The sequence below is a fragment of the Rhizobium sp. RCC_161_2 genome (assembly GCF_041355235.1).
Taxonomy (GTDB): Bacteria; Pseudomonadota; Alphaproteobacteria; order Rhizobiales; family Rhizobiaceae; genus Rhizobium.
Map to the genome: position 1 here is coordinate 278,442 of NZ_JBFUPL010000004.1, position 23,271 is coordinate 301,712.

Here is a 23,271-nt window from a genome sequence, read left to right on the forward strand (position 1 = left end):
ACGGGAACAAGGCGAAAGGCTCGCTTTCCACCCCGTTATTGTTAAGCATCGTTAACGCCGGAGCCGGCTCATCCCCTCAGCCACGGGCTGCAGCGATCCGCTCGACGCATTCGAGCACGCTTGCTGGAACGGGCAGGGCGCGGATCTCCTCCAGCGTGTACCAGCCGATTGCAGCGGCATCGTCGGCGGCTTCGGCGGTCGCTTCCTCGTCGGCATCGACCTGGAAGACCGACAGGAGGAAGTGACTGGTAAGTGTCCCGTCTGCTGCATGGCTCCGGAGATCATAAGTCTCGAACAGGCGGGGATTGCGGGCCGGTATCCCCGTCTCCTCCTCGAACTCCCGCACCGCCGTTTCCGCCGGCGTCTCGCCGTCCTCGGCCCGTCCGCCGGGAAAAGCATACATATCGGCGGACGGCGGGTTGCGGCGCAGCACCAACAGGAAGCGACCGTCGCGTTCAAGGATGGCGGAGGAGGCAGGGCGAGGGATGGAGGTCATGGGTCTTCGAATCCCGAGGGAAATATTATGCGGCGATGGAGGCTTTCAATGCTTGCAAGATACGGCTCTTGTTGCACCGGATGAAAGCCCTTTTACTTGCAAATGAGAACGACGATTCGAAACCGCCGCCCAAGCAGCCGAATATTATGATGACATACGCCCTCTATGCCCTTGCCGCGTTGGCTGAGATTGCCGGCTGCTTTGCCTTCTGGGCTTGGCTGCGGCTGGCAAAGCCCATCTGGTGGCTGGCGCCCGGCCTGGTGTCGCTGGCGCTGTTCGCCTGGCTGCTGGCGTTGGTGCCGAGCGATGCGGCGGGGCGCACCTACGCGGCCTATGGTGGTGTCTATATCGTCGCCTCCATTCTCTGGCTTTGGCTAGCCGAGGGACGGTTGCCTGATCGCTGGGATATCACCGGTGCCGCGGTCTGCCTCGCGGGTGGCTCCATCATTCTCTTCGGCCCGCGCGGCTGACCTTCTCCTTGACCCAGGGCTTTCAGGGTGCAAAACAAGCCCTATGTGCGGACGCTTTGCATTGACATCGACGCCGGAATACGTGGGCGAGGCGCTGGGCGTCCTGCTCAGCGAAGGCTTTCCCGCGCGCTATAATATCGCGCCGACACAGCCGATCCTCGTTGTCATCTCGGGCGACAGGCAGGAGCGGGGCAGCAACCTGCCGGATCGTCGCGCAGTGCTCGTCCGCTGGGGCTTTACGCCCGCCTGGGTGAAGGATCCGAAGGAGTTTCCGCTGCTGATCAATGCGCGTGCCGAAACCGCAATCGGCAAGGCCTCGTTCCGCGCCGCCATGCGGCATCGGCGCATTCTGATCCCCGCCTCGGGCTTTTACGAATGGCATCGCCCCTCCAAGGAGAGCGGCGAGAAGTCTCAAGCTTATTGGATACGCCCGCGCGAAGGCGGTGTCATCGCCTTTGCCGGCCTGATGGAGACTTGGGCGTCGGCCGATGGGTCGGAAGTCGATACGGGTGCGATCCTGACGACGGCGGCGAACAAGACGATGCGTCCCATTCATGACCGCATGCCCGTTGTCATCAAGCCGGAGGATTTTGCCCGCTGGCTGGATTGCAAGACACAGGAGCCGCGCGAGGTTCTCGACCTGATGGCACCGGTTCAGGAGGATTTCTTCGAGGCGATCCCGGTTTCGGATCGCATTAACAAGGTCGCCAATATGGGACCTGACTTGCAGGAGCCGGTAACGATCGAGGCTCCGGCCAAGCCGTTGAAGAAGCCAGACCCTGGCGATGGCCAGTTGAACCTCTTCTGAACGGCTTCGTGTCGAGATCGGCGCTGCCACAAGCCGCTGATAAGACAGTCGGCTCCCGCTGGCTGGCGAATAAAGTCTGGTCTTAGGCGATCTTCTTTTTCATCGGCTTGGTCTTCAGCATCAGATGTGCTGCCAGAACGGCCTTCAGGCCGAGCGGACGATAAAGCAGGCTGGGATCGATCTTTGCCTGCGGTTGTGCCGCTTCGTTTTTCTTCGTGGTCATGGGTTACTCCTCACCTTGTTCCCGCTGGTGTTTTCTGAATCACCAAACTGCTTCGCTAATGTGTCGTAAATCATGACAAATCAAAGGCGTTTGCCGATCAGCTTTTGTAAACAGCGACCATATTTCGCGAGATGAGCGCGAAATTTCCGTATTTTATATATCTACCTAAGGTATTAATTCTTAATTAACCATATGCCCGCTTGGCGTGAGCCGACGCAACCCGTCGACCAACGACGAGCAGTATGGCTCGGCGCGTCGAGCCATGCCGGCTTTTTGGCTAGATATGCCGACCGATATCGTCGTTGGAATCGTCGACGTCGGGATCGGCGGGGCCGTTGATGGTGAAGGTGCCGTATTTGCGCGCCCAGGAGCGGGCGCCGAGCGGCAGTGACAGCAGGTAGGCAATGACGGTCACCACCATGACATGCCAGGTGTAGCTCATCAGCAGCGCCACATAGACAACGAGCGCCAGCATGATCGGCAGCACGAGATCGCGGCGAATGCCGCTGCCTCCGGTCTTGCCGGACCAGACGGGCAAGCGGCTGACCAGCAGGAAGCCGATCAGCACGGTATAGGCGGCACCCCAATAGGCGAAGGTTCTGGTGGGCTCCACGCCCAGAAAACCGAGATAGACCGGCAGCAGCACAAGCATGGCGCCGGCCGGCGCCGGCACGCCGACGAAATATTCCGACTGCCAGGACGCCTTGTGCTCGCGCTCCGCCATGACGTTGAAGCGTGCAAGGCGTAAGCCGGCGGCGATGGTGTAGATCAGGGCTGCGATCCAGCCGAGCGAGCGTGCCTGATCGAGCAGGAAGACATAGACGACAAGCGCCGGCGCGACACCGAAATTGACGATGTCGGCAAGCGAATCCATCTGGGCGCCGAATTTGGACGTGGCCTTCATCAGCCGCGCCACGCGTCCGTCGACGCCGTCGAGGAATGCGGCGACCAGCACGGCAACCACGGCGAGTTCGTAACGGTTTTCGAAAGCGAGACGGATGCCGGTCAGGCCCGCGCAGATCGCCAGGACGGTGATCATGTTCGGCACCATCAGCCGTAATGGAATTTCCCTAAGGCGCGGCCCGCGCGCCTCGTCATTGGGACCATTCGGCTCGAAGGGCGGAAAGGGCGTTTTCATCCTGCTCGTTTCCTTGGCGCTTAGCTGCGGCGGCTAACGGTCGGGCCTTTCGGCGAGCCGAATTCGGCGATCACGGTCTCGCCGGCGATCGCCCTCTGGCCGACCGCAACGCGCGGTTCGGCGCCCGCGGGAAGGAAGACATCGAGACGTGAACCGAAGCGGATCAGGCCGATGCGCTCGCCGGCGTCGAGCGGCTCGTTGACATTGACGAAGCAAAGGATGCGGCGGGCAACGAGGCCCGCGATCTGCACGACGCCGATCTCACCATGCTTGGTTTCGATCGTGAGGCCGTTGCGCTCGTTCTCCTCGCTCGCCTTGTCCAGCTCCGCATTGAGGAAGCTGCCCTGGCGATAGGCGATATTGGTGATGCGGCCGCGCATCGGCGAACGGTTCACATGGCAATCGAAGACATTCATGAAAATCGACACGCGCAGCATCGGCTCGATGCCGAGATTAAGCTCGGCCGGCGGCGTGACCATCTGCACGCCGGAGACCTTACCGTCGGCAGGCGATATGGCCAGATCATCGTCCTGCGCCGTCATGCGCTCGGGATCGCGGAAGAAATAGGCGCACCAGAGCGTCAGGATCAGGCCGATCCAGAAGAGCGGCTTGAAGACCCAGCCGAGAACCAGCGATGCAACAAAGAAGCCTGCGACGAAGGGATAGCCTTCCTTGTGCACGGGGACGATTACGTTGCGTACGCTATTCAACAAGCTCATCGATGGCGGGCTCCTGTGATTGCCAGTTGACGGTGACTACAGGCAAAAGCCGTCATGGGCAATGGTTTCGCGCAGTCACCCCCAGGCGAAACCGGCCGGGATAAGCCTATTGCCATTGCCGCGTTCCCCAACGCTTGGTCGGGCACAAATTCTTGCAACGCCGAAAGGGTCGTCGCGACAGCGAATGAAAAGCCGCCGGAAGATGGTCCGGCGGCTTGTTATGCCAGTGCTGTGCTCAGCGAGGATCAAAGGCCGAGAGCGGCCCGCAGCTCTTCCCTAGCGGCCTCGTATTCGGCCTTGTAATCCTCATGCGTGGTGATGGTCTGTGCGATGACTGTGCCCGCGATGCGGCCGGCCTCGATGTCGGTGGCGTAGTGGATGCCGCCGACGATGCGGTTATGGCCGTATTCCCAGGCGCGGGTCATGATGACAGCCTTCTTTTCCGGCACCATGTTCGAAAGCACGATACCCATCAGCGTTCCGAGCGTCGTATGGCCGGACGGATAGGAACCGGACTTCGACAGAGGCACGATCGGCTTGACGAGATCGCTGTAGAGATGCGGGCGCGGGCGCTTCCAGACATCCTTGGCCGGATCGACGACGGCGCCCTCGGTTTCGACGATACGATCGAAGAAGGCCGAGAACTTCGGAAGGTTTTCCTTGGTGAATTTCGGATTGTCGATGACGTCGGAGAAGCGCCAGACGTTTTCCTCGGCATCGGCAACTGCGCGGGCAGCCATTTCCGGGGTGCGGGTCACCTGCAGCGTCAGGATTTCTCCCAGCTCGGCTTTGGTCTGGGCCGAGTCATTGGCCGGCGGTGGGGGCAGAAGGTTCAGGAGATTGATCTCCTTGGCATTGGCAAATGGCTTGGCGTCGTCGGCGAAGACCGGCGCGGCAAGACCGACGGCGAGAAGGAGGGTAAAGGTTCTGGCGAGATTGCGCATTCGGGGGGCCTCTTCGAATGAGTGACCGCTCTCGCTATCAAGCGCGTATCTCAGTCTCATGACAGCCGCTTGCTTCAGCGCGCCGGCGCGAGCCGATTGACCACACCGAGGTCGTCGTTCTCGCGCACCTGCTTCAGATGCTCTTCGGCCTGTGTCGCTTCGCGCTGGCGGTTCCACATCGAGGCGTAGAGGCCGTTCTGTTCCAGAAGGGCGGCATGCGTGCCGCGTTCGGCGATTTCCCCGCTTTTCAGCACGATGATCTCGTCGGCGCCGATGACGGTGGAGAGCCGGTGGGCGATGACCAGCGTCGTGCGGTTCTTCGAAACGACGTCGAGGGCCGTCTGGATTTCCTGTTCGGTCGTGGTGTCCAGCGCCGAGGTCGCTTCATCGAGGATGAGCACCGGCGGGGCCTTGAGAACGGTGCGGGCAATGGCGACACGCTGCTTTTCGCCGCCGGAAAGTTTCAGGCCGCGTTCGCCCACCTTGGTCTCAAAACCCTCGGGCAGCTGGCGGATGAAGTTGCCGATCTGGGCAATTTCGGCCGCTGCCATCACCTCGTCCTCGCTCGCACCCGTCCGTCCGTAGCGGATGTTGTAGGCGATGGTGTCGTTGAAAAGCACGGTATCCTGCGGCACCATGCCGATCACCTTGCGCAGGCTCTTCTGCGTCACCGTGCGCAGATCCTGATCGTCGATGGTGATCGTGCCGCTCTGGACGTCGTAGAAGCGGTAGAGCAGCCGCGACAAGGTGGATTTGCCGGCGCCCGAGGGACCGACAACGGCGACCGTCTTGCCGGCCGGCACCTCGAAGGAGATGCCTTTCAGGATCGGCCGGGCGGCGTCATAGGCGAAATGCACATCCTTGAAGGAAATGGCGCCCTTGCCGATGACAAGTTCCTTGGCGTCGGGAGCGTCCGTTACCTCGGGCTTGACTTCCAGGAGGTCGAACATCTCCTCGATGTCGGTCAGGCCCTGGCGGATTTCGCGGTAGACGAAGCCGATGAAGTTGAGCGGCACGGAGAGTTGCAGCAGCATGGCGTTGACGAAGACGAAGTCGCCGACCGTCTGGTGGCCGTTAAGAACGGCCCAGCCGGAGACGACCATCATGACCGTGGTACCGAGTCCGAAGATCACGCCCTGGCCGAAGTTGAGCCAGCCCAGCGACGTCCAGACGCCGGTGGCGGCCTTCTCGTAACGCGCCATCGACTGATCGAAACGCTTGGCCTCCATCTCCTCATTGCCGAAATATTTGACCGTCTCGAAGTTCAGGAGTGAATCGATCGCCTTGGTGTTGGCGTCCGTGTCGCTCTCGTTCATCGTCCGGCGGATGGAGATGCGCCAGTCGCTCGCCTTGACGGTGAACCAGATATAGAGCCAGACCGTAACCGCCGTGATGGCGAGATAGGAAAAGCCGTAGCCGCGCCAGAAGATGATGGCGGTCAGCAGGAACTCGACGAAGGTCGGGAGAGTGTTGAGAATGGTGAAGCGGACGATCGTCTCGATGCCCTTGGTGCCGCGCTCGATGACGCGCGACAGGCCGCCGGTCTTGCGCTCAAGATGAAAGCGCAGCGACAGCTCGTGAATGTGCACGAAGGTCCGGTAGGCGAGCTGACGCACGGCATACTGGCCAACGCTGGCAAACAGTGCGTCCCGAAGCTGGTTGAGGCCGAGCTGGATAAGGCGGGTGACATTGGTGGCGATGATCAGCGCGATGGCGCCGACCATGAAGGCCGGCAGGATACCCTGCATGTCGAGCTTGCCGTTCAGCGCATCGACGGACCATTTGAAGAAATACGGGACCAGCAGCAGGAAGAGTTTCGAGACCAGCAGGTAGACGGTTGCCCAGACGACCCGCATCTTCAGGTCCATGCGCCCCGTCGGCCACATATAGGGCCAGAGATTGACGAGCGTATTCAATGGATTGCTGGAATCCGCCGATATGGTCTTCTTGCGGTCTGCCATGTCCGTCTCCGGCGAATATGTGAGGCAGCCGGGCAATGGCACGCAATCGCGCCGCCTGGCTGGAAAGGCCCAGTCGGATCATGACCAGGGCAAAGGGATTGGCGGCACGCTTATACTATTTTGATGCCCGGTAAAAGCAGCGGCCAGGCGTTGATGGCGCCTGGCCGCATCGTATTGGTTTTGTTGCGAGAGCTTGCCTCTTACAGATGCTCGCCCGAAAGCCGCTTGCGGTGCAGTTCTTCAGCATTCGGCAGCGCGTCCTTCGGCAGGCCGAAGACCTGGCCCGGTAGGATGCGGTCCGGATTATTGATCTTGTCTTCGTTGGCGATATAGATCGTCGTATAGCGCACGCCCGCGCCGTAGATGCGGCGGGAGATCTGCCAGAGCGTATCGCCGCGGCGGATGATGACCGCATTGGTGTCCTGCGATAGCGGCGCCTGTTCTATGGTTTTCGGGCCGCCGCCATTGGAGGCGGTTTCCGCGCTTGCCGGCGTCGCTTTTTCCGGCTTGGCGACGGCGGCGATCATCTGCTCGAGATTGGGCAAGGCATCGCCGACCGACTTCGGATCCTTCGGCAGGGCCTGCAGCGAGGAAAGCGCCTTGAGTGCCGCGTTCGAGGCATCCGTGGCCGCCTGTTTCAGCGCCGCATTCGCGTCGATCGTCGGACGGAATTCCGAAAGGGACTTGAGCGCGATTTCCGTTCCCGAACGGGCAGCGGCAAGCTGCTCGGCATTCGGCTGCTTGCCATCGGCGAAGAGGCCCTTCAGCAGGGTGAAGGCCTTCGAGGCATTCTCCGTCAGCTTGCCGAGCTCACCTACGTCAAGCGGCACCATGGTGGTGGCGGCCGGATTGCTGCTGGCACCGGCAGCCGCTGGTGTCTGCGCCGCGACCGTCACCTGATTGCCCTCGGGGCGGGTGAAGTTGACGCTGGTGCGGACCACCACATCGCCGTTGCCGCCGAGAACGTCGACGCGGATCTTGTGGTTGCCGACCGACAACGGCATTGTACCGTCGACGACGAAATGCCCATCGGCTCCCGCTGCGATTTCACCGATCAGCTTGTCGTCGGCATAGGCGCGGACCTTGGCGTTCGGCTTGGTCGTCCCGGCAACGAAGATGTGGTCGTTCTCGATTTCGACCGCATTGACCATCACGTCTGGCTCGCTGCCGGACGTTGCGGCAGGCGGCGTGGCTGTAGCGTTGCCGGCGGTCGCGGTCGCGGTGGCGACGGCGGCATTATCCTGCGGTTTGGCGTCGGCGGCGGTCGCCGGCGGGTTGGTGGTCGTCGCCTGTTCGCTCGGAGAGACGCGTCCCTGCTTGGCCGACGGCGCGGTGATGATGCGGCTTGCTACGCCCGGCTTGGAGACCATGGCAAGAAGTTGGCTCTTGTCGTCCTTCGGAACCGAAACGGTGGCGACTTCTTCCGAAGTCACGGCCTTGCCGTCCTTGCCGGTTGCGCGCAAGGCGAGTTCATGGTCGCCGGGCGGCAGCGGATTGTCGAGCACGGCCACGAAATCGCCGCTCGGCCCGACCTGGGTCGTCGTCACCACCTTGTCGCCGTCGACGATTTCCAGCTTGGAATTGGGCTCGGCCGAACCGGCGATGACGGTGGAGCCATCGGGCTCGACACGCAGCACGTCGAAGGATGGCGTCGAGGATCCGGCTGCGGCCTGTGTCTGCGGCACGGGCTGGCCGGTCAGCGCTGCCAGCGCCTTGTCGATCGCGGCATTGGCATCGGCGATGTTTTCCGGAAGCGACTGGATGATGGAGAGCGCCTTGCCGGCGCCGTCATGCGCCTTGTCGACCAGGGCGGTCGTGGTGGCGTCCGTCCCTTGCGGAGCGGTAAAGCCGACGACTGCTTGCAGCGCCGTGATCACCTTCGTCTTGGCGGCTGCGAATATATCCTCGCTCGGACCCTTGCCGTCCTTGAAGAGCGCCTTGAGATCGGCGAGGGAGGCTGTCGCCGCGCCGCTGAGATCGGTGAGCTTCTTGACGACATCGGCGGCATTGATAGCGGTTTTGGCAGCGTTCTGCGTTGCTTCGCTCGCCTTTTGCGCAGCATCATCCGCCTTTTGCGCGCTCTCAGAGAGGGTGTTCTTCACCGTGTCGCTGGCCTGATTGACGGCGTCGCCGATCGGCTTCTTGTCGCCGTTGATGCGTGGCATCACGAAAAAGACCATCAGGAGGGTCGCAATTACCAGCACCAACAGAGCCAGCCAGCCGGCACGGTTCTTCATCATCATTCATCTCCAAGCGGCGGCATCGTCCCCACTCTTGAAATTGCTAACGATTTCGCCTGCTTTTACAAGCTTTCTCAGGCATTTCCGCATGTTCGGGCACAAGTTTTCTTGTGAAAATTCTTGACTGAGCATCTGCAGCATAGTTGTTTGCATTCATGACCGAAGATTCTGCACCAATTCGATCCATTTGCGTCTATTGCGGCTCAAGGCCGGGACGCGATCCTGCCCACATGGCCGCGGGCCGCGAGCTTGGCAAGCACATCGCCGAGAGCGGGCTGCGCCTCGTCTACGGCGGCGGAACGAAGGGCATCATGGGCGCTGTGGCAAGCGGTGTCCTGTCGCATGGCGGCAAGGTCACCGGCATCATTCCGGAATTCCTCGTCGATATGGAAGCGACGCGCCATTCGCTCGGCCAGTTGGACGAGCTCATCATAACCCCGGACATGCATACGCGCAAACATGGCATGTTCGAGCGCGCCGACGCCTTCGTCGCACTACCGGGCGGTATCGGCACGCTGGAGGAGATCGTCGAGATCATGACCTGGGGCCAGCTCGGCCGTCATGAGAAGCCGATGGTCTTTGCCAATATCAACGGTTTCTGGGACCCGATGATGGAGCTGATCCGCCACATGACGGAAGAAGGCTTCATCCATACGTCCCATCGCGTCCAGCCGCTGGTCATCGACCAGATTGCCGACATCATCCCGGCGATCCGCAAGCATGCCGCTGAAGTGCAGGGACCGCGCGATGGCGAAGAGGCTGTTATCTCAAAGCTCTGATTAAGGATTCGCTAACCATGTTTGTCGGTTAGCGTGTCCGGCTCTGACGCAGCATCGACCAGCTATAGAGCACCAACCCCGCCCAGATCAGCGAGAAGGCGATCATCTGCGTCGTGCCAAAAGGCTCCTTGAACAGGAAGACCGCGATGAGGAAGATCATAGTCGGCGCGATATACTGCATGATGCCGATCGTGGAGAGCCTGAGCAGCTTCGCCCCATTGGCGAAGATCATCAGCGGCAGGGCGGTCACCAGGCCGCAACCGAGCAGAAGCGCCGTATCCGCGATGCCCGTGCGGTAGAGATGGCCTTCGCCGCGTGCTTCCAGATAGAGGATGTAAAGCGTAGCCGGAATGCAGAGGAGCAGCACCTCCAGGAAGAAGCCCTGGTTTGCTCCTACCGGCAGCGTCTTGCGGAAAAAGGCATAGAAGCCCCAGGATAGGGTCAGCGTCAGCGCCACCCAGGGTACGGTGCCGGCCTCGATGGTCAGAATGACCACTGCCGCCGCCGCAAGGCAGATCGCGGCGATCTGTAGCGGCGCCAGCTTCTCCTTCAACAGCAGGGCGCCGAGCGCGATACTGAACAGCGGATTGATGAAATAGCCGAGCGCCGCGTCGAGCGAATGTCCGGCGCTGATCGCCCAGACATAGGTTCCCCAGTTTACGGTCACCAGCGTCGCCGTCAGCGACACCATGGCGACCGTGCGCGGACTGCTGAGCGCCGCCTTGATATCGCCCATGCGACCGAGCGCCAGAAGCACGACGCCGGCAACGGGTACGGACCATAAAATACGGTGGGCGACGATCTCCGTGGCCGGAATATGCGCCAAGGCCTTCATGTAGAGCGGCAAGACGCCCCAGAATAGGTAGGCCGTCAGCGCGAAGCCGAAGCCGCGCAGGCTGTCCTCGTTCTTGACGTCAGGTGCGACCGTGTCGGTAGCCATTGGTGTTTCCCGTCATGCTATTTTTATTGGGGACGGGATTACTCCAAAGTTTGGCATTGGGCCAATTCATTTCCTTGACGGCATGGTCAAGGTTTTTGATGAGCGGCGGATCACTCCGCCGCGATCTTGCCCGCCATATGCCGGTTCTTCATCAGCTTGTAGATGACGGAATCCATCAGCGCCTGGAACGAGGCGTCGATGATGTTTTCCGAAACGCCGACCGTCCACCAGCGCACGCCGTCGCTATCGGTGGATTCGATCAGGACACGGGTCACGGCCCCGGTGCCGCCATTGAGGATACGCACCTTGAAGTCGGCCAGTTCCAGATCGTCGATCTCATGCTGGTATTTGCCGAAATCCTTGCGCAGCGCCAGATCGAGCGCGTTGACCGGGCCGTCGCCTTCGGCAACCGACATGATGGTCTGGCCGTCGATGATGATTCTGACCACCGCTTCCGAGACAGTTTTTACTCGGCCGTGGGAATCGAAGCGGCGCTCTACCATGACGCGGAAGCCGTCAACGGCGAAGAAGTCCGGAATGGTGCCGAGCGTGCGGCGCGCCAGAAGCTCGAAGCTGGCGTCGGCACCTTCGTAAGCGTAGCCGGTGGCTTCCCGTTCCTTGACGATCTGGATCAGCCGGTCGAGCTTCGGATCGTCCTTGCCGACCTCGATGCCGCGCCGTTTCAGCGCATTGATGAAATTCGACTTGCCGCCCTGGTCGGAGACCATGACCTTGCGGAAGTTGCCGACGGTTTCCGGCGGCACATGCTCGTAGGTGCGCGGATCCTTCAGCAGTGCCGAGGCATGGATGCCGGCCTTGGTCGCGAAGGCGGAAGCGCCGACATAGGGGGCCTGATGGTCCGGCGAGCGGTTCAGCAGCTCATCGAAGGCATGCGACAGGCTGGTCAGGCCCAACAGCCGTTCGCCGTCGATCGCCGTTTCGAAACGCTCGCTATAGGTTCTCTTCAATGCCAGCGTCGGGATTAGCGTGATCAGGTTGGCATTACCGCAGCGCTCGCCGATGCCGTTCAGCGTGCCCTGGATCTGCCGCACGCCGGCTTCGACGGCGGCAAGCGAGTTGGCGACCGCCTGGCCGGTGTCGTTATGAGCATGAATGCCAAGACAGTGCCCCGGAATGCCCTCGGCGATCACGGCCTCGACGATGGCGCGCACTTCCGGTGGCTGCGTGCCGCCATTGGTGTCGCAGAGCACGACCCAGCGGGCTCCGGCCTCATAGGCCGTCTTGGCGCAGGCCAGCGCATAGGTCGGATTGGCTTTGTAGCCGTCGAAGAAATGCTCGCAGTCGACCAGCGCTTCCTTGCCCGCGCCGATGGCCGCCTTGACGCTTTCGGCAATGCTTTCGAGGTTTTCCTCGTTGGTGCAGCCGAGCGCGACCTTGACGTGATAGTCCCAGCTCTTGGCGACGAAACAGATGGCGTCGGCCTTTGCCTGCAGGAGGGTCGCAAGGCCCGGATCGTTGGAGGTGGAAACGCCGGCGCGCTTGGTCATGCCGAAGGCGACGAAGGAGGCCGTCTGCGTCCGCTTCTCGTTGAAAAAGGCGGTATCGGTCGGATTCGCGCCAGGATAGCCGCCCTCGACATAATCGAGGCCGAATTCATCCAGCATGGTGGCGATCGAAATCTTGTCCTCGACCGAAAAATCGATGCCGGGCGTCTGCTGCCCGTCGCGCAAGGTCGTGTCGAAGAGATAGATTTTTTCGCGTGTCATACTGTTTCCTCCGGCGAGCCGGTTTCTTCTTGCTCAGTCACTTCCTCTCCTCACCTTGAGCTTGTCGAAGGGGCGGGGAGAGGTATCGTTCAGGCTTGGATCTTCCCTGCGAACTTATCGGTGGCGCGGATCAGCTGGTCGAGAATACCGGGCTCGGAATAGGCATGGCCTGCGCCTTCAATCAGATGAAATTCCGCTTTCGGCCATGCCTTGTGCAGCGCCCAGGCATATTTTGCCGGGCAGGGCATGTCATAGCGGCCATGAACGATAGCGCCTGGAATGTCCTTCAGCTTGTAGGCATCGCGCAGCAGTTGGCCTTCGTCCATCCAGCCGGCATTGACGAAGAAGTGGTTCTCGATGCGCGCGAAGGCATGCGCGAATTCCGTATCTTCGAACGGCGTGCTGGTCGAAGGGTCGGGCAGAAGCGTGATGGTCTCGCCCTCCCAGAGCGACCAGGCTTTGGCGGCCTCGAGACGGGCAGCCTTGTCCTCATGCGTCAGCCGGCGGTGATAGGCGAGCATCATCTCATGGCGCTCTTCCGGCGGGATCGGTGCTAAGAAGCGCTCCCACTTATCCGGGAACATTTCCGAGACGCCGAACTGATAATACCAGTCGAGCTCCGCCCTGGTCAGCGTATAGATGCCGCGTACGACCAGTTCCGAGACATGTTCGGAGTGGGTTTCCGCATAGGCGAGCGCCAGCGTCGATCCCCAGGAGCCGCCGAACACCAGCCACTTGTCGACACCCGCCATGCTGCGCAGCCGTTCGATATCATCAACCAGATGCCAGGTCGTGTTGGCCTCGAGCCCCGCATGCGGCGTGGACTTGCCGCAGCCGCGTTGGTCGAACAATGTCACATCGTAGAGCGTCGGATCGAACAGACGGCGATGGCTCGGCGAGATGCCGCCGCCTGGGCCGCCATGCAGGAAGACGGCAGGCTTGGCGCCAGGCGTGCCGGCGCGTTCCCAATAGATGACATGGCCGTCACCGACATCGAGATGGCCGGAGGCATAGGGCTCGATTTCCGGGTAAAGCGTGCGCAAAACTTCCGTCATATTTTCAGCCCTTCCGAGGGCCACACGTCGGTGTCATGGTCGGGGTGTTGGAAGGAAATGATCCGTTCCTGCTGGGCATAAAAATCCGGATCCTGATGTACCGGCTGCTGGAATATGGTTTCGACCCAAGGCAGGCGCGAGGCGTGATTCACCTGGATCTGCGGCGCCAGATCGTCGCGTTCGTCGAAGGCGCCGATGGCGATCTCCAGGCCGCCGGGATGGCGATAGGTCAGCGGCGTGCCGCAATTCTTGCAGAAGCCGCGCTCGATGTTGACGGAGGACTGGAAATAAGTCGGCTCGCCGCGCGTCCATTCCAGCTTACCGTCCGGTGCGGTCACCAGAGCGGAGAAGAAGCTGCCGAACTGCTTCTGGCACATGCGGCAATGGCAGATCGAGGGGCGTCCGAGTTCACCGCGAATGCGAAACCGCACCGCGCCGCACTGGCATCCTCCGCTTCTGGTGACTTCAGTCATGGTTCTTCTCCTGTGGCCAGGTTTGGGTATCGTGATCGGGATGCTGATGATTGGACGAGCGGATCGCCTCGGTGCGGTCAGCCTCATCTTCATCCGCTTCCACCGGCAGCACATCCAGCGCATGGAACCACGGCATCTTTGCCGCCAGATTCGATTGCGCGACCGGTTGCACCGCCATCGGCTCGTCCAGCGAGCCAAGTGTCACATTGATGGAATCTGCGCCGGGAATATCGTAGAACAAAGGCGTGCCGCAGGTGCCGCAAAAGCCGCGGCGCACAAGGTCGGATGAGTGAAACCACGAGGGCTCGCCACGCGTCAGCTCGAAATCCGTAAGCTTGGCACTGCCCAGCGGTAGCGCATAGTTGCCGGAGGCTTTCTGGCACATGCGGCAATGGCAAAGATGCGAATAGCCGAGGGCTCCGGCGGTTCGATAGCGAACCGCGCCGCATTGGCATCCACCGCTATATCCCGCCGCCTTGGTCATTGACCCGTCTCCTGTGGCCATGCTGCCGTATCGTGATCCGGATGCTGGTACGACACAAGCTCCAGCACAAAGGGCGCCTGTTCCGCATCCTCTTCCGTCCGGTGGCCGGGCAGCAGATGCAGGCCATCGACAAAGTCGATCTTGCCTTCCGTGCCGAACTGCACCACCGGCGGCAATAGCGAGGGATCATCGAAAGCGCCCGCCGCGACCGCTATGCCATCCGGCGCCTCATAAGTCAGCGGCGTGCCGCAATCGCCGCAGAAGCCACGCTCGACGAAATTCGACGAGCGGAACGTCTTCCGCTCCCCCCGCGTCCAGACAAGCTCGGCACCGCGGGTCGAGACCAGTGGTGCATAATAGGCGCCGAAGGCCTTCTGACACATCCGGCAGTGACAGATCGACGCGTCCTTGAGCTCGCCCCGCACCCGGAAGCGAACCGCACCGCATTGACAGCCGCCGGTGTAGGTCACACTCACCGCTTGACCTCCCAGGTCGTGATGCGCTCGCCCGTTGCCGGATCCTTGCCGTCCTTCAGCTGAATACCTTCAGCCAGAAGTACGTCCCGGATCTTGTCTGCCTCGGCAAAGTTCTTCGCTTTCAGCAGTTCCAGACGTGCTCGCACCCGTGCATCGATCTCCGAAGCGACGGCATCATCCATCTCGACCTTTTCGGGCAGCAGACCGAGCAATGCAGCACTTGCCGCAAACACGGGCAAGATGCTGGCATCGGCATTGGCAGCCTGTGCCAGGGCATGCAGCGCCTGGATCGCGACGACGGTGTTGAGGTCGTCGGCAAGGGCGGCCAGCACGGTGGCGTCCGGCTTGGCATTACCGATATCCGCCGCTGGCCACTTGGCGAGAAGCCTTTCGGCCTCTTCCAGCCGCTTCACGGAGAAGTCGATCGGCTCGCGATAGTGCGTCATCAGCATGGCAAGTCGCAGGACTGCGCCCGGCCAGGTCCGGCCGCCGAGTTTCTCCGTCTGCAGCAGTTCGTAGATGGTGACGAAATTGCCTTCCGACTTCGACATCTTGCGGCCTTCGACCTGCAGGAAGCCGTTGTGCATCCAGACATTCGCCATCACGTCCGTGCCATGGGCGCAACGCGACTGGGCAATCTCGTTCTCATGGTGCGGGAAGATCAGATCCAGACCGCCGCCATGGATATCGAAGACATCGCCGAGATAGCGGCCGCTCATGGCCGAGCATTCGATATGCCAGCCCGGACGGCCACGGCCCCAAGGGCTTTCCCATCCGGGCTCGTTGTCGGCGGACAGCTTCCACAGCACGAAGTCGCCGGGGCTCTTCTTATGGGCGTCGACGGCGACACGCGCGCCGGCCTGCTGCTCGTCGAGATTGCGCTTCGAGAGCTGGCCGTAATCGGCCATGGACTTGGTATCGAACAGCACTTCGCCCGCCGCCTGATAGGCATGGCCCCTGGCGATCAGTTTCTCGATGATCTCGATCATCTCAGCGATGTTGTCCGTCGCACGCGGCTGCACCGTCGGCTCCAGGCAGCCGAGCGCGGTCGTATCCTGATAATACTGTGTCTCGGTCTTCTCGGTGACCAGGCGGATCGCCTCGTTCAGCGGCAGGCCGGGATGGTCGCGCAGTGCCCGCGCGTTGATCTTGTCATCGACGTCGGTGATGTTTCGCGCATAGGTGACATGGCTTTCGCCATAGACCTGCCTGAGCAGCCGGAAGAGCACATCGAAGACGATGGCCGGGCGGCCGTTGCCGATATGGGCGAAATCATAGACAGTCGGGCCGCAGACATACAGGCGCACGTTCTCGCGATCGATCGGCTGGAAGTCGACCTTTTCGCGCGTCAGCGTGTTGTACAGCTTCAGTTGTGGCTCGGTACCCATTTCATTCTCCCAAAGGCATAAATCCGAAAAATATCGTCACCGGCAGGCCGGGGCGTTTGTCATCTTGGATTTTGGGAGACGAAAACGGCCAGGCCAGCGAAGCGCTAGCGAATAATTTTCCGGCAGATAATGCAGATAACCGTTTTCATGGCAGGCTTTATCGCTCGACTATGGCGATTGGTCAAGAGCCCAATCTCTCCTTCTCCCCTCGGGGAGAAGGTGGCCCGAAGGGTCGGATGAGGGGGACGACGAGCGCTAGCTCGGAGCGGCCTGAACGATAGAGAAGAGCAACCCTTACGGTGCAACGCCCCCTCAACCCGAGCTTCGCTCGACCTTCTCCCCGAGGGGAGAAGGTGTTCTATTCCGGCATCCGATAATCGACGAGCTTGTTCTCGCGCACGACGAAGAGCTTGCCGGTTTCCGTCACATCCGGGCCGGCGAGCGGCAGGATGGATTGCGCCACGTCGCGGGGATGCGGCAGCGTATCCGGATCTTCGCCCGGCATAGCTTGGGCGCGCATGGCGGTGCGGGTGGCGCCGGGGTCGACGCTGGTGATGCGCAGTGGTGTGCTCTGGGTTTCTCCGGCCCAGGTGCGGGCAAGCGCCTCGACGGCGGCCTTGGAGGCGGAATAGGCGCCCCAGAAGGGGCGGCAGCGATGAGCTGCGGCCGACGACAGGATGATGGCGCGGCCGGCATCGGAGCGCATCAGCAGCGGTTCGACCGAGCGGATCAGCCGCCAGGTGGCGGTGACGTTGACGGTCATCACCTTCTCGAACACCTTGGCCTCGATATGGCCGATCGGCGAGATGACGCCGAGCACGCCGGCATTGGCGACGAGAATATCGAGCTTGCCCCAGCGTTCGAAGATCGACGCGCCGAGCGCATCGATCGCGTTCATGTCGGCGAGGTCGAAGGGCACGAGCGTCGCGGACCCGCCGACGGCCTTGATGGCGTCGTCAAGCTCCTCGAGGCCGCCCACCGTGCGGGCGCAGGCAATCACATGCGCGCCGGCCTTGGCCAGTTCCAGTGCGGTGAAATAGCCGATACCGCGCGATGCGCCGGTAACGAGGGCGATCTTGTCCTTGAGATTGACGCTCATGCTGCCTGGATCCGAATGCTCTGGGGAAGGAAAGGGGCGAAGATACGCCCCTTGTCAGCCGTTACCGGGGTCAGCCGTTGCTGGCAAGCATGGAGAGCTTGCGCACATTGCTGGTGCTTTCCCGGTCGAGCAGGCGGGTCGGATAGTCACCGGTGAAATAGTGGTCGGTGAACTGCGGCTGCGCATTGTCGCGCGGCGTGCCGCCGACGGCGCGGTAGAGGCCGTCGATCGACAGAAATGCCAGCGAGTCGGCACCGATGAAATCGCCCATCGCCTTCAGGCTGTTGTATTGATTGGCGAGCAGCTTTTCGGCATCCGGCGTGTCGATGCCGTAGAAATCCGGATGGAAGATCATCGGGCTGGCGACGCGCACATGCACTTCAAGGGCGCCGGCATCGCGGATCATCTGCACGATCTTCACCGAGGTGGTGCCGCGCACGATGGAATCATCAACCAGAATGACGCGCTTACCTTCGATGATGGCGCGATTGGCGGAATGCTTGAGCTTGACGCCGAAAGCGCGGATCTGCTGCGTCGGCTCGATGAAGGTGCGGCCGACATAGTGGTTGCGGATGATGCCGAGTTCGAAGGGAATGCCGCTTTCCTGCGCATAGCCGATAGCGGCCGGCGTGCCGCCATCCGGCACCGGTACGACGACATCGGCCTCGACTGGGGCTTCCTTGGCCAGATTGATGCCCATGTTCCGGCGGGCGACGTAGACGTTGCGGCCGCCGACCACGGAATCGGGACGGGCGAAATAGACATATTCGAACAGGCAAAGGCGTTCCGGCTTGGAGACTTCCGGCTTGCGGGCATCGATGGTGATTGAGCCGTCCGGCTGGATCTCGCAGATGACGACTTCGCCGTTTTCGATGTCGCGGACGTATTTAGCGCCGATGATGTCGAGTGCGCAGGTTTCCGAGCAGAAGATCGGCTTGCCGTCGAGTTCGCCCATCACCAGTGGCCGGATGCCGATCGGGTCGCGCGCGGCGATCAGCTTGGTGCGCGTCATCGCGAGCATCGAATAGCCGCCCTCCATCTGGCGGATCGCGTCGATGAAGCGGTCGGAGGAGGAGGCCTGCTTGGAGCGGGCAATGAGGTGGAGGACGACTTCGGTGTCCGATGTCGACTGACAGATGGCGCCGTCGGCGATCAGCTGCCGGCGCATGGTCAGGCCGTTGGTGAAATTGCCGTTGTGAGCAATCGCGATACCGCCGACTTCCAGTTCGGCAAACAGTGGCTGGACGTTGCGCAGGATGGTTTCGCCCGTCGTCGAGTAACGCACATGGCCCATCGACCGGTCGCCGGGCAGGCGGGCAAGCGTGGCGGGATCGGTATAATGATCGCCAACGAGACCCATGCGCCGTTCGGAGTGAAAGCGCTGGCCGTCGAAGGAGACGATGCCGGCCGCTTCCTGGCCGCGGTGTTGCAGGGCATGCAGCCCGAGCGCCGTGAGCGTCGCCGCGTCCGGGTGGCCGAGAATGCCGAAGACGCCGCACTCTTCATGCAGCGTATCGCCGTCGATGTCATCCTCGATGGAAAGGGAATGGGTCATGGCTGCAGGACCTTTGCTCTCAACATGTGTGGGTCGGGGCGGCATCGCTACTGAATGCAAAAATAGCTGAAAATCCGGCCGGAAAAACTATCGGGCCGGATCTTCGGTTTCCATGGCGTTCACATGGCGATTATCGCCCGGCGGGTCAAGCCTGTAAACGCTTTGTCAATTATTCGTTTGCGGCGCCGGTGCGTCGTCTGACGGTGCCGTATCGTTCGTTGCGCCACCATCCTGCGGCTGCGACTGCTGTTGATTCGGCGAGATCTTGTTGATGATTTCGGCCGGAATCATCTTCTGAACGTTTTCCGGAAGCGCGGACCTCAGCTTTTCAACCATGGAATCGAGGAAAGGCTTCGATTTCGCATTGTTGACCCAATCCGGGCGAGCCGGCGGTGCGACGAGCCAGTTCCAGAAACCGACGACGACGACCATCAGCAACAGGCCGCGGGCGGCGCCAAAAAGAAAGCCGAGCGTGCGATCTAGCGCGCCGATGCGGCTGTCGATGATGAAGTCGGCGATCCTGATGGTGATGAAGGAAATGATGATCAGCGCGATGAGGAAGATAACGGCGGCAGAGGCGATCGTCGCGATGCGAGTGTCCGCCGTGTAGCGCAGCGCATAGGGTACGAGCAGCGAATAGAAATAATAGGCAGCGACGGCCGAGCCGCCCCAACTGACGATCGAGAGAATTTCGCGGGAGAAGCCGCGCACCATGGCCAGAACGGCGGAGAACAGGATGACGCCGATAACAATACCGTCGAAAATCGTAATGGGCATGTATAATCCACTCCAAGACTTGCCATGCCGAGCATGGCTGCCATCGGCCTCACTATGCGCCTCTCTTGCCGTCAAGAACGGCTGAAGTAAGGCTCAGTCCTCGTCTTCCGCACGCTTGAGCGCGCCCTTCGATCCGGCAATGCGCACCACCAGATCCGGCAGACTGTCGATCTCGCTCCAGCGTCCACCATTGCCTTTCGGCAGGTCGGGGGAGGCGGTCGGGAGAAGCGCTGCAGAAAATCCCAGCTTCTCGGCTTCCTTGAGGCGCTGGCCGGTGTGCGCAACCGGCCGGACGGCGCCCGACAGGCTGACTTCGCCGAAATAGACGCAATCGGCGGGAAGGGCAATACCGGCCAGGGAGGAAACCAGTGCAGAAGCGACGGCAAGGTCGGCAGCCGGCTCAGAAATGCGATAACCGCCGGCAATATTGAGATAGACGTCGTGCTGGCCGAGCCGCACGCCGCAATGAGCCTCGAGAACCGCGAGAATCATCGACAACCGCGCCGAATCCCAGCCGACGACGGCGCGCCTGGGTGTTCCGAGCGATGTTGGGGCGACCAGCGCCTGCACTTCGACCAGTATCGGCCGCGTGCCTTCCATACCAGCAAAGACGGCTGCACCCGGTGATTTCGAGTTGCGCTCGCCGAGAAAGAGTTCGGACGGATTGGCCACTTCGCGCAGGCCCATATCGGACATTTCGAAGACACCGATCTCGTCGGTCGGGCCGAAACGGTTCTTCACTGTGCGCAGGATGCGGTAGTGATGGCCGCGATCGCCTTCGAAATAGAGGACGGCGTCGACCATGTGCTCGACGACGCGCGGGCCGGCGATCTGACCGTCCTTGGTGACGTGACCGACCAGCACCATCGCAGCACCCGTCTGCTTGGCAAAGCGGATCATCGCCTGAACGCCGGTGCGCACCTGCGTCACCGTGCCGGGCGCGGATTCGGCAAGCTCGCTCCACAGCGTCTGGATGGAATCGATGATGACAAGATCCGGCCGTTTGCCTTCGGCGAGCGTCGCCAGGATATCCTCGACATTGGTTTCGGCGGCCAGCATCACGTCGGTGTCGGCGGCATGCAGCCGCTGGGCGCGAAGGCGAACCTGCGCCACGGCTTCTTCACCGGAGACGTAGACGATCTTGTGCCCTCGCCGGGCAAGGGCGGCCGCTGCCTGCATCAGCAGCGTCGATTTGCCGATGCCGGGATCGCCGCCGACCAGCACGGCCGAACCACGCACGAAACCGCCGCCGGTCGCCCGATCAAGCTCGGAGATGCCCGTGTAGATGCGCGGCGCTTCCTCGATTTCGCCGGACAGCGCCGTCAACGTCACCGCTCGACCCTTCTTCGGCACCTTGGCGGGACCGCCACCGATGCCGCCCATCGGATCTTCCTCGACGATGGTGTTCCACTCGCCGCAGCCGTCGCATTTTCCCGCCCAGCGATTGTGGATCGTGCCGCAGTTCTGGCAGATGAATTGTGTACGGGCTTTTGCCATCGGATGCTGTTCTCAATGTTCGAATGCTTCGCTCTTCAAAGCGAATCGCGATCGGCTGTCAGATAATGTCTTTCGCGGCCTATCAAAACTAATGATTTCCGTATCAATGGCGATCGTGTCAGGCTTATGCCAGCTTTTTGATGGATGATGACCGATGTTCGACTATTCGCTTGCACACTGGATCGCGTTTCTATCCGCAGCGACACTTCTCAATCTGTCGCCGGGGCCGGATATCGCCTTCATTCTCGGTCACACGATCCGAGGCGGCAAACGGTCGGGTTTCGCGGCCCTGTTTGGCATATGGAGCGGCGCGTGTCTGCATGTGCTGATGGCCGCCGCCGGGCTGTCGGCAATCCTGGCTGCCTCCGCGCTCGCCTTCTCGACGATAAAATGGGTGGGGGCCGCTTATCTCATCTGGCTCGGCGTTCAGGCGCTGCGTTCGAAGGGCGACGGCGCTTGGATCAAGGAGACGGGCAAGACGTTGCCGTGGAGCCGGATCTATCGGCAGGGTATTTTCGTGTCATTGCTCAATCCGAAAGTAGCGATCTTCTTTCTCGCCTTCCTGCCGCAGTTCGTCGTTGAAGGCGCTGGCCCGGTCTGGGCGCAGCTATTGCTTCATGGCAGTCTCATCATCGTGGTTGCCGCCTTCATCGAGCCGCCGCTCATCCTTCTCGGTGGCCGTCTTACCGAGGCGCTGCGGCGCAATCGAAGCGTCGGCCTGTGGCTGGATCGCGGGCTTGGCGCGCTGTTGGTGGCATTGGGTGTCCGCTTGGCGATCAGCACGCGCTGAGGCCGGCTACTCCTCAACCTCTTCCGAAATATATCGCCGCTCATGCCGGAGCCCCAGGCTCGTCAGCATTTCATAGCCAATCGTACCGGCCGCGCGGGCTGCATCGTCGACCGGAATATTGTTGCCGAAGAGTTCGACGTAGTCGCCGGCGCGAACGAGATTGTCCGGCAGATCGGTGACGTCGAAGATGGTGAGGTCCATCGTGATGCGGCCGGCAACGGGAACCCTGTGGCCGGCGATGAAGCCATGGCCGCCGGGTAGGCCGGTCTGACGCAGCGGCACGCCGCCGCTCGACTGGCTGCGCATATAGCCGTCGGCATAGCCGGCGGAAACGATCGCCAGACGGCTGTCACGCGTAAGCTGCATCGCACGCCCATAGCCGACGGTTTCACCGGCTTTTACGAAGCGGGTCTGGATGATCCGCGCTTCGGCGGTTGCGACCGGCCGCATCGGATTGACGATGCCGGGAACCGCCTCGCCGCCATAGGTGGCGATGCCCGGACGGGTAAGATCGAAATGATATTCCGGGCCGAGGAAGATGCCGGCCGAATTGGCAAGGCTCGCTTCGATGCCTTCGAAGGCGGCGCTCACCTTGCGGAAGGCTTCCAGCTGCTGCCGGTTCATCGGGTTGGCGGGATCGTCACCGCAGGCGAGGTGGCTCATCACCAGCACCGGCGCAAAGCTTGCCGGGCGGGAGACGTCGTCGGCCAGCGCCAGCGCATCCTCCAGCGGCAGGCCGAGCCGATTGAAGCCGGTGTCGACCTGCAGAGCGCAGGGATAATCGCCATAATCCGACAGCACCGACATCCAGAAGGTGAGCTGCTCTTCCGAGGCGATGACCGGCACGAGGTCGTTTTCGAAGAAGACCCGCTCCATGCCCGGCCAGATGCCTGAGAGCACGAAGATGCGCGCATCGGGAGCGTAAAGCCGCAAGGTCGCGCCCTCATCGGCAGTCGCGACGAAGAAGTCGCGAGCGCCGGCCAGATAGAGCGCTTCTCCGACATCCTCGATCCCGAGCCCATAGGCGTCCGCCTTGACGACGGCCGAGGCGCGGGCGCGTCCGGAGCGGTGCGCCATGTCGCGCCAGTTCTCGACAAGGGCGTCCAGATCGACCGTCAGCCGCAGGCCGGCAGCGGCGAAAGCGTCATTGTCGTCGAAACTATCTGTCATGAAACCGCCTGAACGAGAAATGGCCGGAGGGGACTATTGCTCCGGCCAGAATAGTGATCATC

The 23,271-nt window shown here is 61.7% G+C and carries 23 protein-coding genes; 4 read left to right on the forward strand and 19 right to left on the reverse strand.

Features of this window, described 5'->3' with window-relative positions; genetic code table 11:
* Positions 1 to 76: 76 nt before the first annotated feature.
* The gene (locus AB6803_RS13090) at positions 77 to 496 is read right to left on the reverse strand and encodes an NUDIX hydrolase (RefSeq protein ID WP_371109296.1); all 420 of its coding nucleotides are present in this window, start codon (positions 494 to 496) and stop codon (positions 77 to 79) included.
* A gap of 149 nt (positions 497 to 645) precedes the next feature.
* On the opposite strand from AB6803_RS13090, the gene AB6803_RS13095 reads away from it, so the two are divergent.
* Both AB6803_RS13095 and AB6803_RS13100 read left to right on the forward strand, forming a co-directional pair.
* Positions 646 to 966: a YnfA family protein gene (locus AB6803_RS13095; protein WP_371109522.1), complete on the forward strand. Its 321-nt coding sequence runs from the start codon at positions 646 to 648 to the stop codon at positions 964 to 966.
* 43 nt (positions 967 to 1,009) lie between these two features.
* Positions 1,010 to 1,774, forward strand: coding sequence for an SOS response-associated peptidase (locus AB6803_RS13100; RefSeq protein ID WP_371109297.1), 765 nt, complete (start codon positions 1,010 to 1,012; stop codon positions 1,772 to 1,774).
* 82 nt (positions 1,775 to 1,856) lie between these two features.
* Here the strand turns inward: AB6803_RS13100 and AB6803_RS13105 are convergent, their stop codons facing one another.
* The 6 genes from AB6803_RS13105 to AB6803_RS13130 form a co-directional block, all read right to left on the reverse strand.
* Positions 1,857 to 1,997 carry a hypothetical protein gene (locus AB6803_RS13105; protein ID WP_371109298.1) on the reverse strand — a complete coding sequence of 47 codons (141 nt, stop codon included), beginning with the start codon at positions 1,995 to 1,997 and terminating at the stop codon, positions 1,857 to 1,859.
* A gap of 277 nt (positions 1,998 to 2,274) precedes the next feature.
* On the reverse strand, positions 2,275 to 3,135 hold the full coding sequence (pssA, locus tag AB6803_RS13110; protein ID WP_371109299.1) for a CDP-diacylglycerol--serine O-phosphatidyltransferase: 861 nt from the start codon (positions 3,133 to 3,135) through the stop codon (positions 2,275 to 2,277).
* Positions 3,136 to 3,155: 20 nt separating this feature from the next.
* Positions 3,156 to 3,854: a phosphatidylserine decarboxylase gene (locus AB6803_RS13115; RefSeq protein WP_371109300.1), complete on the reverse strand. Its 699-nt coding sequence runs from the start codon at positions 3,852 to 3,854 to the stop codon at positions 3,156 to 3,158.
* Positions 3,855 to 4,099: 245 nt separating this feature from the next.
* Positions 4,100 to 4,798, reverse strand: coding sequence for a phosphatase PAP2 family protein (locus tag AB6803_RS13120; protein WP_371109301.1), 699 nt, complete (start codon positions 4,796 to 4,798; stop codon positions 4,100 to 4,102).
* 74 nt (positions 4,799 to 4,872) lie between these two features.
* Positions 4,873 to 6,759: an ABC transporter ATP-binding protein/permease gene (locus tag AB6803_RS13125; RefSeq protein WP_371109302.1), complete on the reverse strand. Its 1,887-nt coding sequence runs from the start codon at positions 6,757 to 6,759 to the stop codon at positions 4,873 to 4,875.
* Between the two features lie 200 nt (positions 6,760 to 6,959).
* The gene (locus AB6803_RS13130) at positions 6,960 to 8,999 is read right to left on the reverse strand and encodes a LysM peptidoglycan-binding domain-containing protein (RefSeq protein ID WP_371109523.1); all 2,040 of its coding nucleotides are present in this window, start codon (positions 8,997 to 8,999) and stop codon (positions 6,960 to 6,962) included.
* 155 nt (positions 9,000 to 9,154) lie between these two features.
* On the opposite strand from AB6803_RS13130, the gene AB6803_RS13135 reads away from it, so the two are divergent.
* A complete protein-coding gene (locus AB6803_RS13135) occupies positions 9,155 to 9,778 on the forward strand; it encodes a TIGR00730 family Rossman fold protein (protein WP_371109303.1) in 624 nt (207 codons plus the stop codon).
* A gap of 28 nt (positions 9,779 to 9,806) precedes the next feature.
* Here the strand turns inward: AB6803_RS13135 and rarD are convergent, their stop codons facing one another.
* The 11 genes from rarD to radA form a co-directional block, all read right to left on the reverse strand.
* Entirely contained in the window at positions 9,807 to 10,718 is a 912-nt protein-coding gene (rarD, locus tag AB6803_RS13140) for an EamA family transporter RarD (protein WP_371109304.1), read from the reverse strand.
* 110 nt (positions 10,719 to 10,828) lie between these two features.
* Complete coding sequence (cimA, locus tag AB6803_RS13145; RefSeq protein ID WP_371109305.1) at positions 10,829 to 12,445, reverse strand: citramalate synthase; 1,617 nt, start codon at positions 12,443 to 12,445, stop codon at positions 10,829 to 10,831.
* A gap of 89 nt (positions 12,446 to 12,534) precedes the next feature.
* Positions 12,535 to 13,500 (reverse strand): prolyl aminopeptidase, encoded by a 966-nt coding sequence (pip, locus tag AB6803_RS13150; protein ID WP_371109306.1) that lies wholly within the window; start codon positions 13,498 to 13,500, stop codon positions 12,535 to 12,537.
* Positions 13,497 to 13,973: a GFA family protein gene (locus tag AB6803_RS13155; RefSeq protein WP_007693032.1), complete on the reverse strand. Its 477-nt coding sequence runs from the start codon at positions 13,971 to 13,973 to the stop codon at positions 13,497 to 13,499. The genes pip and AB6803_RS13155 overlap by 4 nt, the downstream gene beginning before the upstream one ends.
* Entirely contained in the window at positions 13,966 to 14,457 is a 492-nt protein-coding gene (locus AB6803_RS13160; protein ID WP_371109307.1) for a GFA family protein, read from the reverse strand. Before AB6803_RS13160 ends, AB6803_RS13155 begins: the two co-directional genes overlap by 8 nt.
* Positions 14,454 to 14,933, reverse strand: a complete 480-nt coding sequence (locus tag AB6803_RS13165) for a GFA family protein (protein ID WP_371109308.1) — start codon at positions 14,931 to 14,933, stop codon at positions 14,454 to 14,456. The genes AB6803_RS13160 and AB6803_RS13165 overlap by 4 nt, the downstream gene beginning before the upstream one ends.
* On the reverse strand, positions 14,930 to 16,321 hold the full coding sequence (cysS, locus tag AB6803_RS13170) for a cysteine--tRNA ligase (protein WP_371109309.1): 1,392 nt from the start codon (positions 16,319 to 16,321) through the stop codon (positions 14,930 to 14,932). Before cysS ends, AB6803_RS13165 begins: the two co-directional genes overlap by 4 nt.
* Before the next feature lie 358 nt (positions 16,322 to 16,679).
* Positions 16,680 to 17,420: an SDR family NAD(P)-dependent oxidoreductase gene (locus AB6803_RS13175; RefSeq protein ID WP_371109310.1), complete on the reverse strand. Its 741-nt coding sequence runs from the start codon at positions 17,418 to 17,420 to the stop codon at positions 16,680 to 16,682.
* Positions 17,421 to 17,490: 70 nt separating this feature from the next.
* Complete coding sequence (gene purF, locus AB6803_RS13180; protein WP_371109311.1) at positions 17,491 to 18,975, reverse strand: amidophosphoribosyltransferase; 1,485 nt, start codon at positions 18,973 to 18,975, stop codon at positions 17,491 to 17,493.
* A gap of 165 nt (positions 18,976 to 19,140) precedes the next feature.
* Positions 19,141 to 19,752: a CvpA family protein gene (locus AB6803_RS13185; protein ID WP_371109312.1), complete on the reverse strand. Its 612-nt coding sequence runs from the start codon at positions 19,750 to 19,752 to the stop codon at positions 19,141 to 19,143.
* 93 nt (positions 19,753 to 19,845) lie between these two features.
* On the reverse strand, positions 19,846 to 21,249 hold the full coding sequence (gene radA / locus AB6803_RS13190) for a DNA repair protein RadA (protein ID WP_371109313.1): 1,404 nt from the start codon (positions 21,247 to 21,249) through the stop codon (positions 19,846 to 19,848).
* A gap of 154 nt (positions 21,250 to 21,403) precedes the next feature.
* Between radA and AB6803_RS13195 the strand changes: the two genes are divergently transcribed.
* Positions 21,404 to 22,039 (forward strand): LysE family translocator, encoded by a 636-nt coding sequence (locus AB6803_RS13195; protein WP_371109314.1) that lies wholly within the window; start codon positions 21,404 to 21,406, stop codon positions 22,037 to 22,039.
* Between the two features lie 6 nt (positions 22,040 to 22,045).
* On the opposite strand, the gene alr is transcribed toward AB6803_RS13195, so the two are convergent.
* The gene (gene alr / locus AB6803_RS13200) at positions 22,046 to 23,209 is read right to left on the reverse strand and encodes an alanine racemase (RefSeq protein WP_371109315.1); all 1,164 of its coding nucleotides are present in this window, start codon (positions 23,207 to 23,209) and stop codon (positions 22,046 to 22,048) included.
* Positions 23,210 to 23,271 lie beyond the last annotated feature (62 nt).

Bases quoted from the DNA above. Each gene is read 5' to 3' on its own strand.
- AB6803_RS13090 (WP_371109296.1), bottom strand. From the start codon at position 496: ATGACCTCCATCCCTCGCCCTGCCTCCTCCGCCATCCTTGAACGCGAC.
- AB6803_RS13095 (WP_371109522.1), top strand. From the start codon at position 646: ATGACATACGCCCTCTATGCCCTTGCCGCGTTGGCTGAGATTGCCGGC.
- AB6803_RS13100 (WP_371109297.1), top strand. From the start codon at position 1,010: ATGTGCGGACGCTTTGCATTGACATCGACGCCGGAATACGTGGGCGAG.
- AB6803_RS13105 (WP_371109298.1), bottom strand. From the start codon at position 1,997: ATGACCACGAAGAAAAACGAAGCGGCACAACCGCAGGCAAAGATCGAT.
- pssA (WP_371109299.1), bottom strand. From the start codon at position 3,135: ATGAAAACGCCCTTTCCGCCCTTCGAGCCGAATGGTCCCAATGACGAG.
- AB6803_RS13115 (WP_371109300.1), bottom strand. From the start codon at position 3,854: ATGAGCTTGTTGAATAGCGTACGCAACGTAATCGTCCCCGTGCACAAG.
- AB6803_RS13120 (WP_371109301.1), bottom strand. From the start codon at position 4,798: ATGCGCAATCTCGCCAGAACCTTTACCCTCCTTCTCGCCGTCGGTCTT.
- AB6803_RS13125 (WP_371109302.1), bottom strand. From the start codon at position 6,759: ATGGCAGACCGCAAGAAGACCATATCGGCGGATTCCAGCAATCCATTG.
- AB6803_RS13130 (WP_371109523.1), bottom strand. From the start codon at position 8,999: ATGATGAAGAACCGTGCCGGCTGGCTGGCTCTGTTGGTGCTGGTAATT.
- AB6803_RS13135 (WP_371109303.1), top strand. From the start codon at position 9,155: ATGACCGAAGATTCTGCACCAATTCGATCCATTTGCGTCTATTGCGGC.
- rarD (WP_371109304.1), bottom strand. From the start codon at position 10,718: ATGGCTACCGACACGGTCGCACCTGACGTCAAGAACGAGGACAGCCTG.
- cimA (WP_371109305.1), bottom strand. From the start codon at position 12,445: ATGACACGCGAAAAAATCTATCTCTTCGACACGACCTTGCGCGACGGG.
- pip (WP_371109306.1), bottom strand. From the start codon at position 13,500: ATGACGGAAGTTTTGCGCACGCTTTACCCGGAAATCGAGCCCTATGCC.
- AB6803_RS13155 (WP_007693032.1), bottom strand. From the start codon at position 13,973: ATGACTGAAGTCACCAGAAGCGGAGGATGCCAGTGCGGCGCGGTGCGG.
- AB6803_RS13160 (WP_371109307.1), bottom strand. From the start codon at position 14,457: ATGACCAAGGCGGCGGGATATAGCGGTGGATGCCAATGCGGCGCGGTT.
- cysS (WP_371109309.1), bottom strand. From the start codon at position 16,321: ATGGGTACCGAGCCACAACTGAAGCTGTACAACACGCTGACGCGCGAA.
- AB6803_RS13175 (WP_371109310.1), bottom strand. From the start codon at position 17,420: ATGAGCGTCAATCTCAAGGACAAGATCGCCCTCGTTACCGGCGCATCG.
- purF (WP_371109311.1), bottom strand. From the start codon at position 18,975: ATGACCCATTCCCTTTCCATCGAGGATGACATCGACGGCGATACGCTG.
- AB6803_RS13185 (WP_371109312.1), bottom strand. From the start codon at position 19,752: ATGCCCATTACGATTTTCGACGGTATTGTTATCGGCGTCATCCTGTTC.
- radA (WP_371109313.1), bottom strand. From the start codon at position 21,249: ATGGCAAAAGCCCGTACACAATTCATCTGCCAGAACTGCGGCACGATC.
- AB6803_RS13195 (WP_371109314.1), top strand. From the start codon at position 21,404: ATGTTCGACTATTCGCTTGCACACTGGATCGCGTTTCTATCCGCAGCG.
- alr (WP_371109315.1), bottom strand. From the start codon at position 23,209: ATGACAGATAGTTTCGACGACAATGACGCTTTCGCCGCTGCCGGCCTG.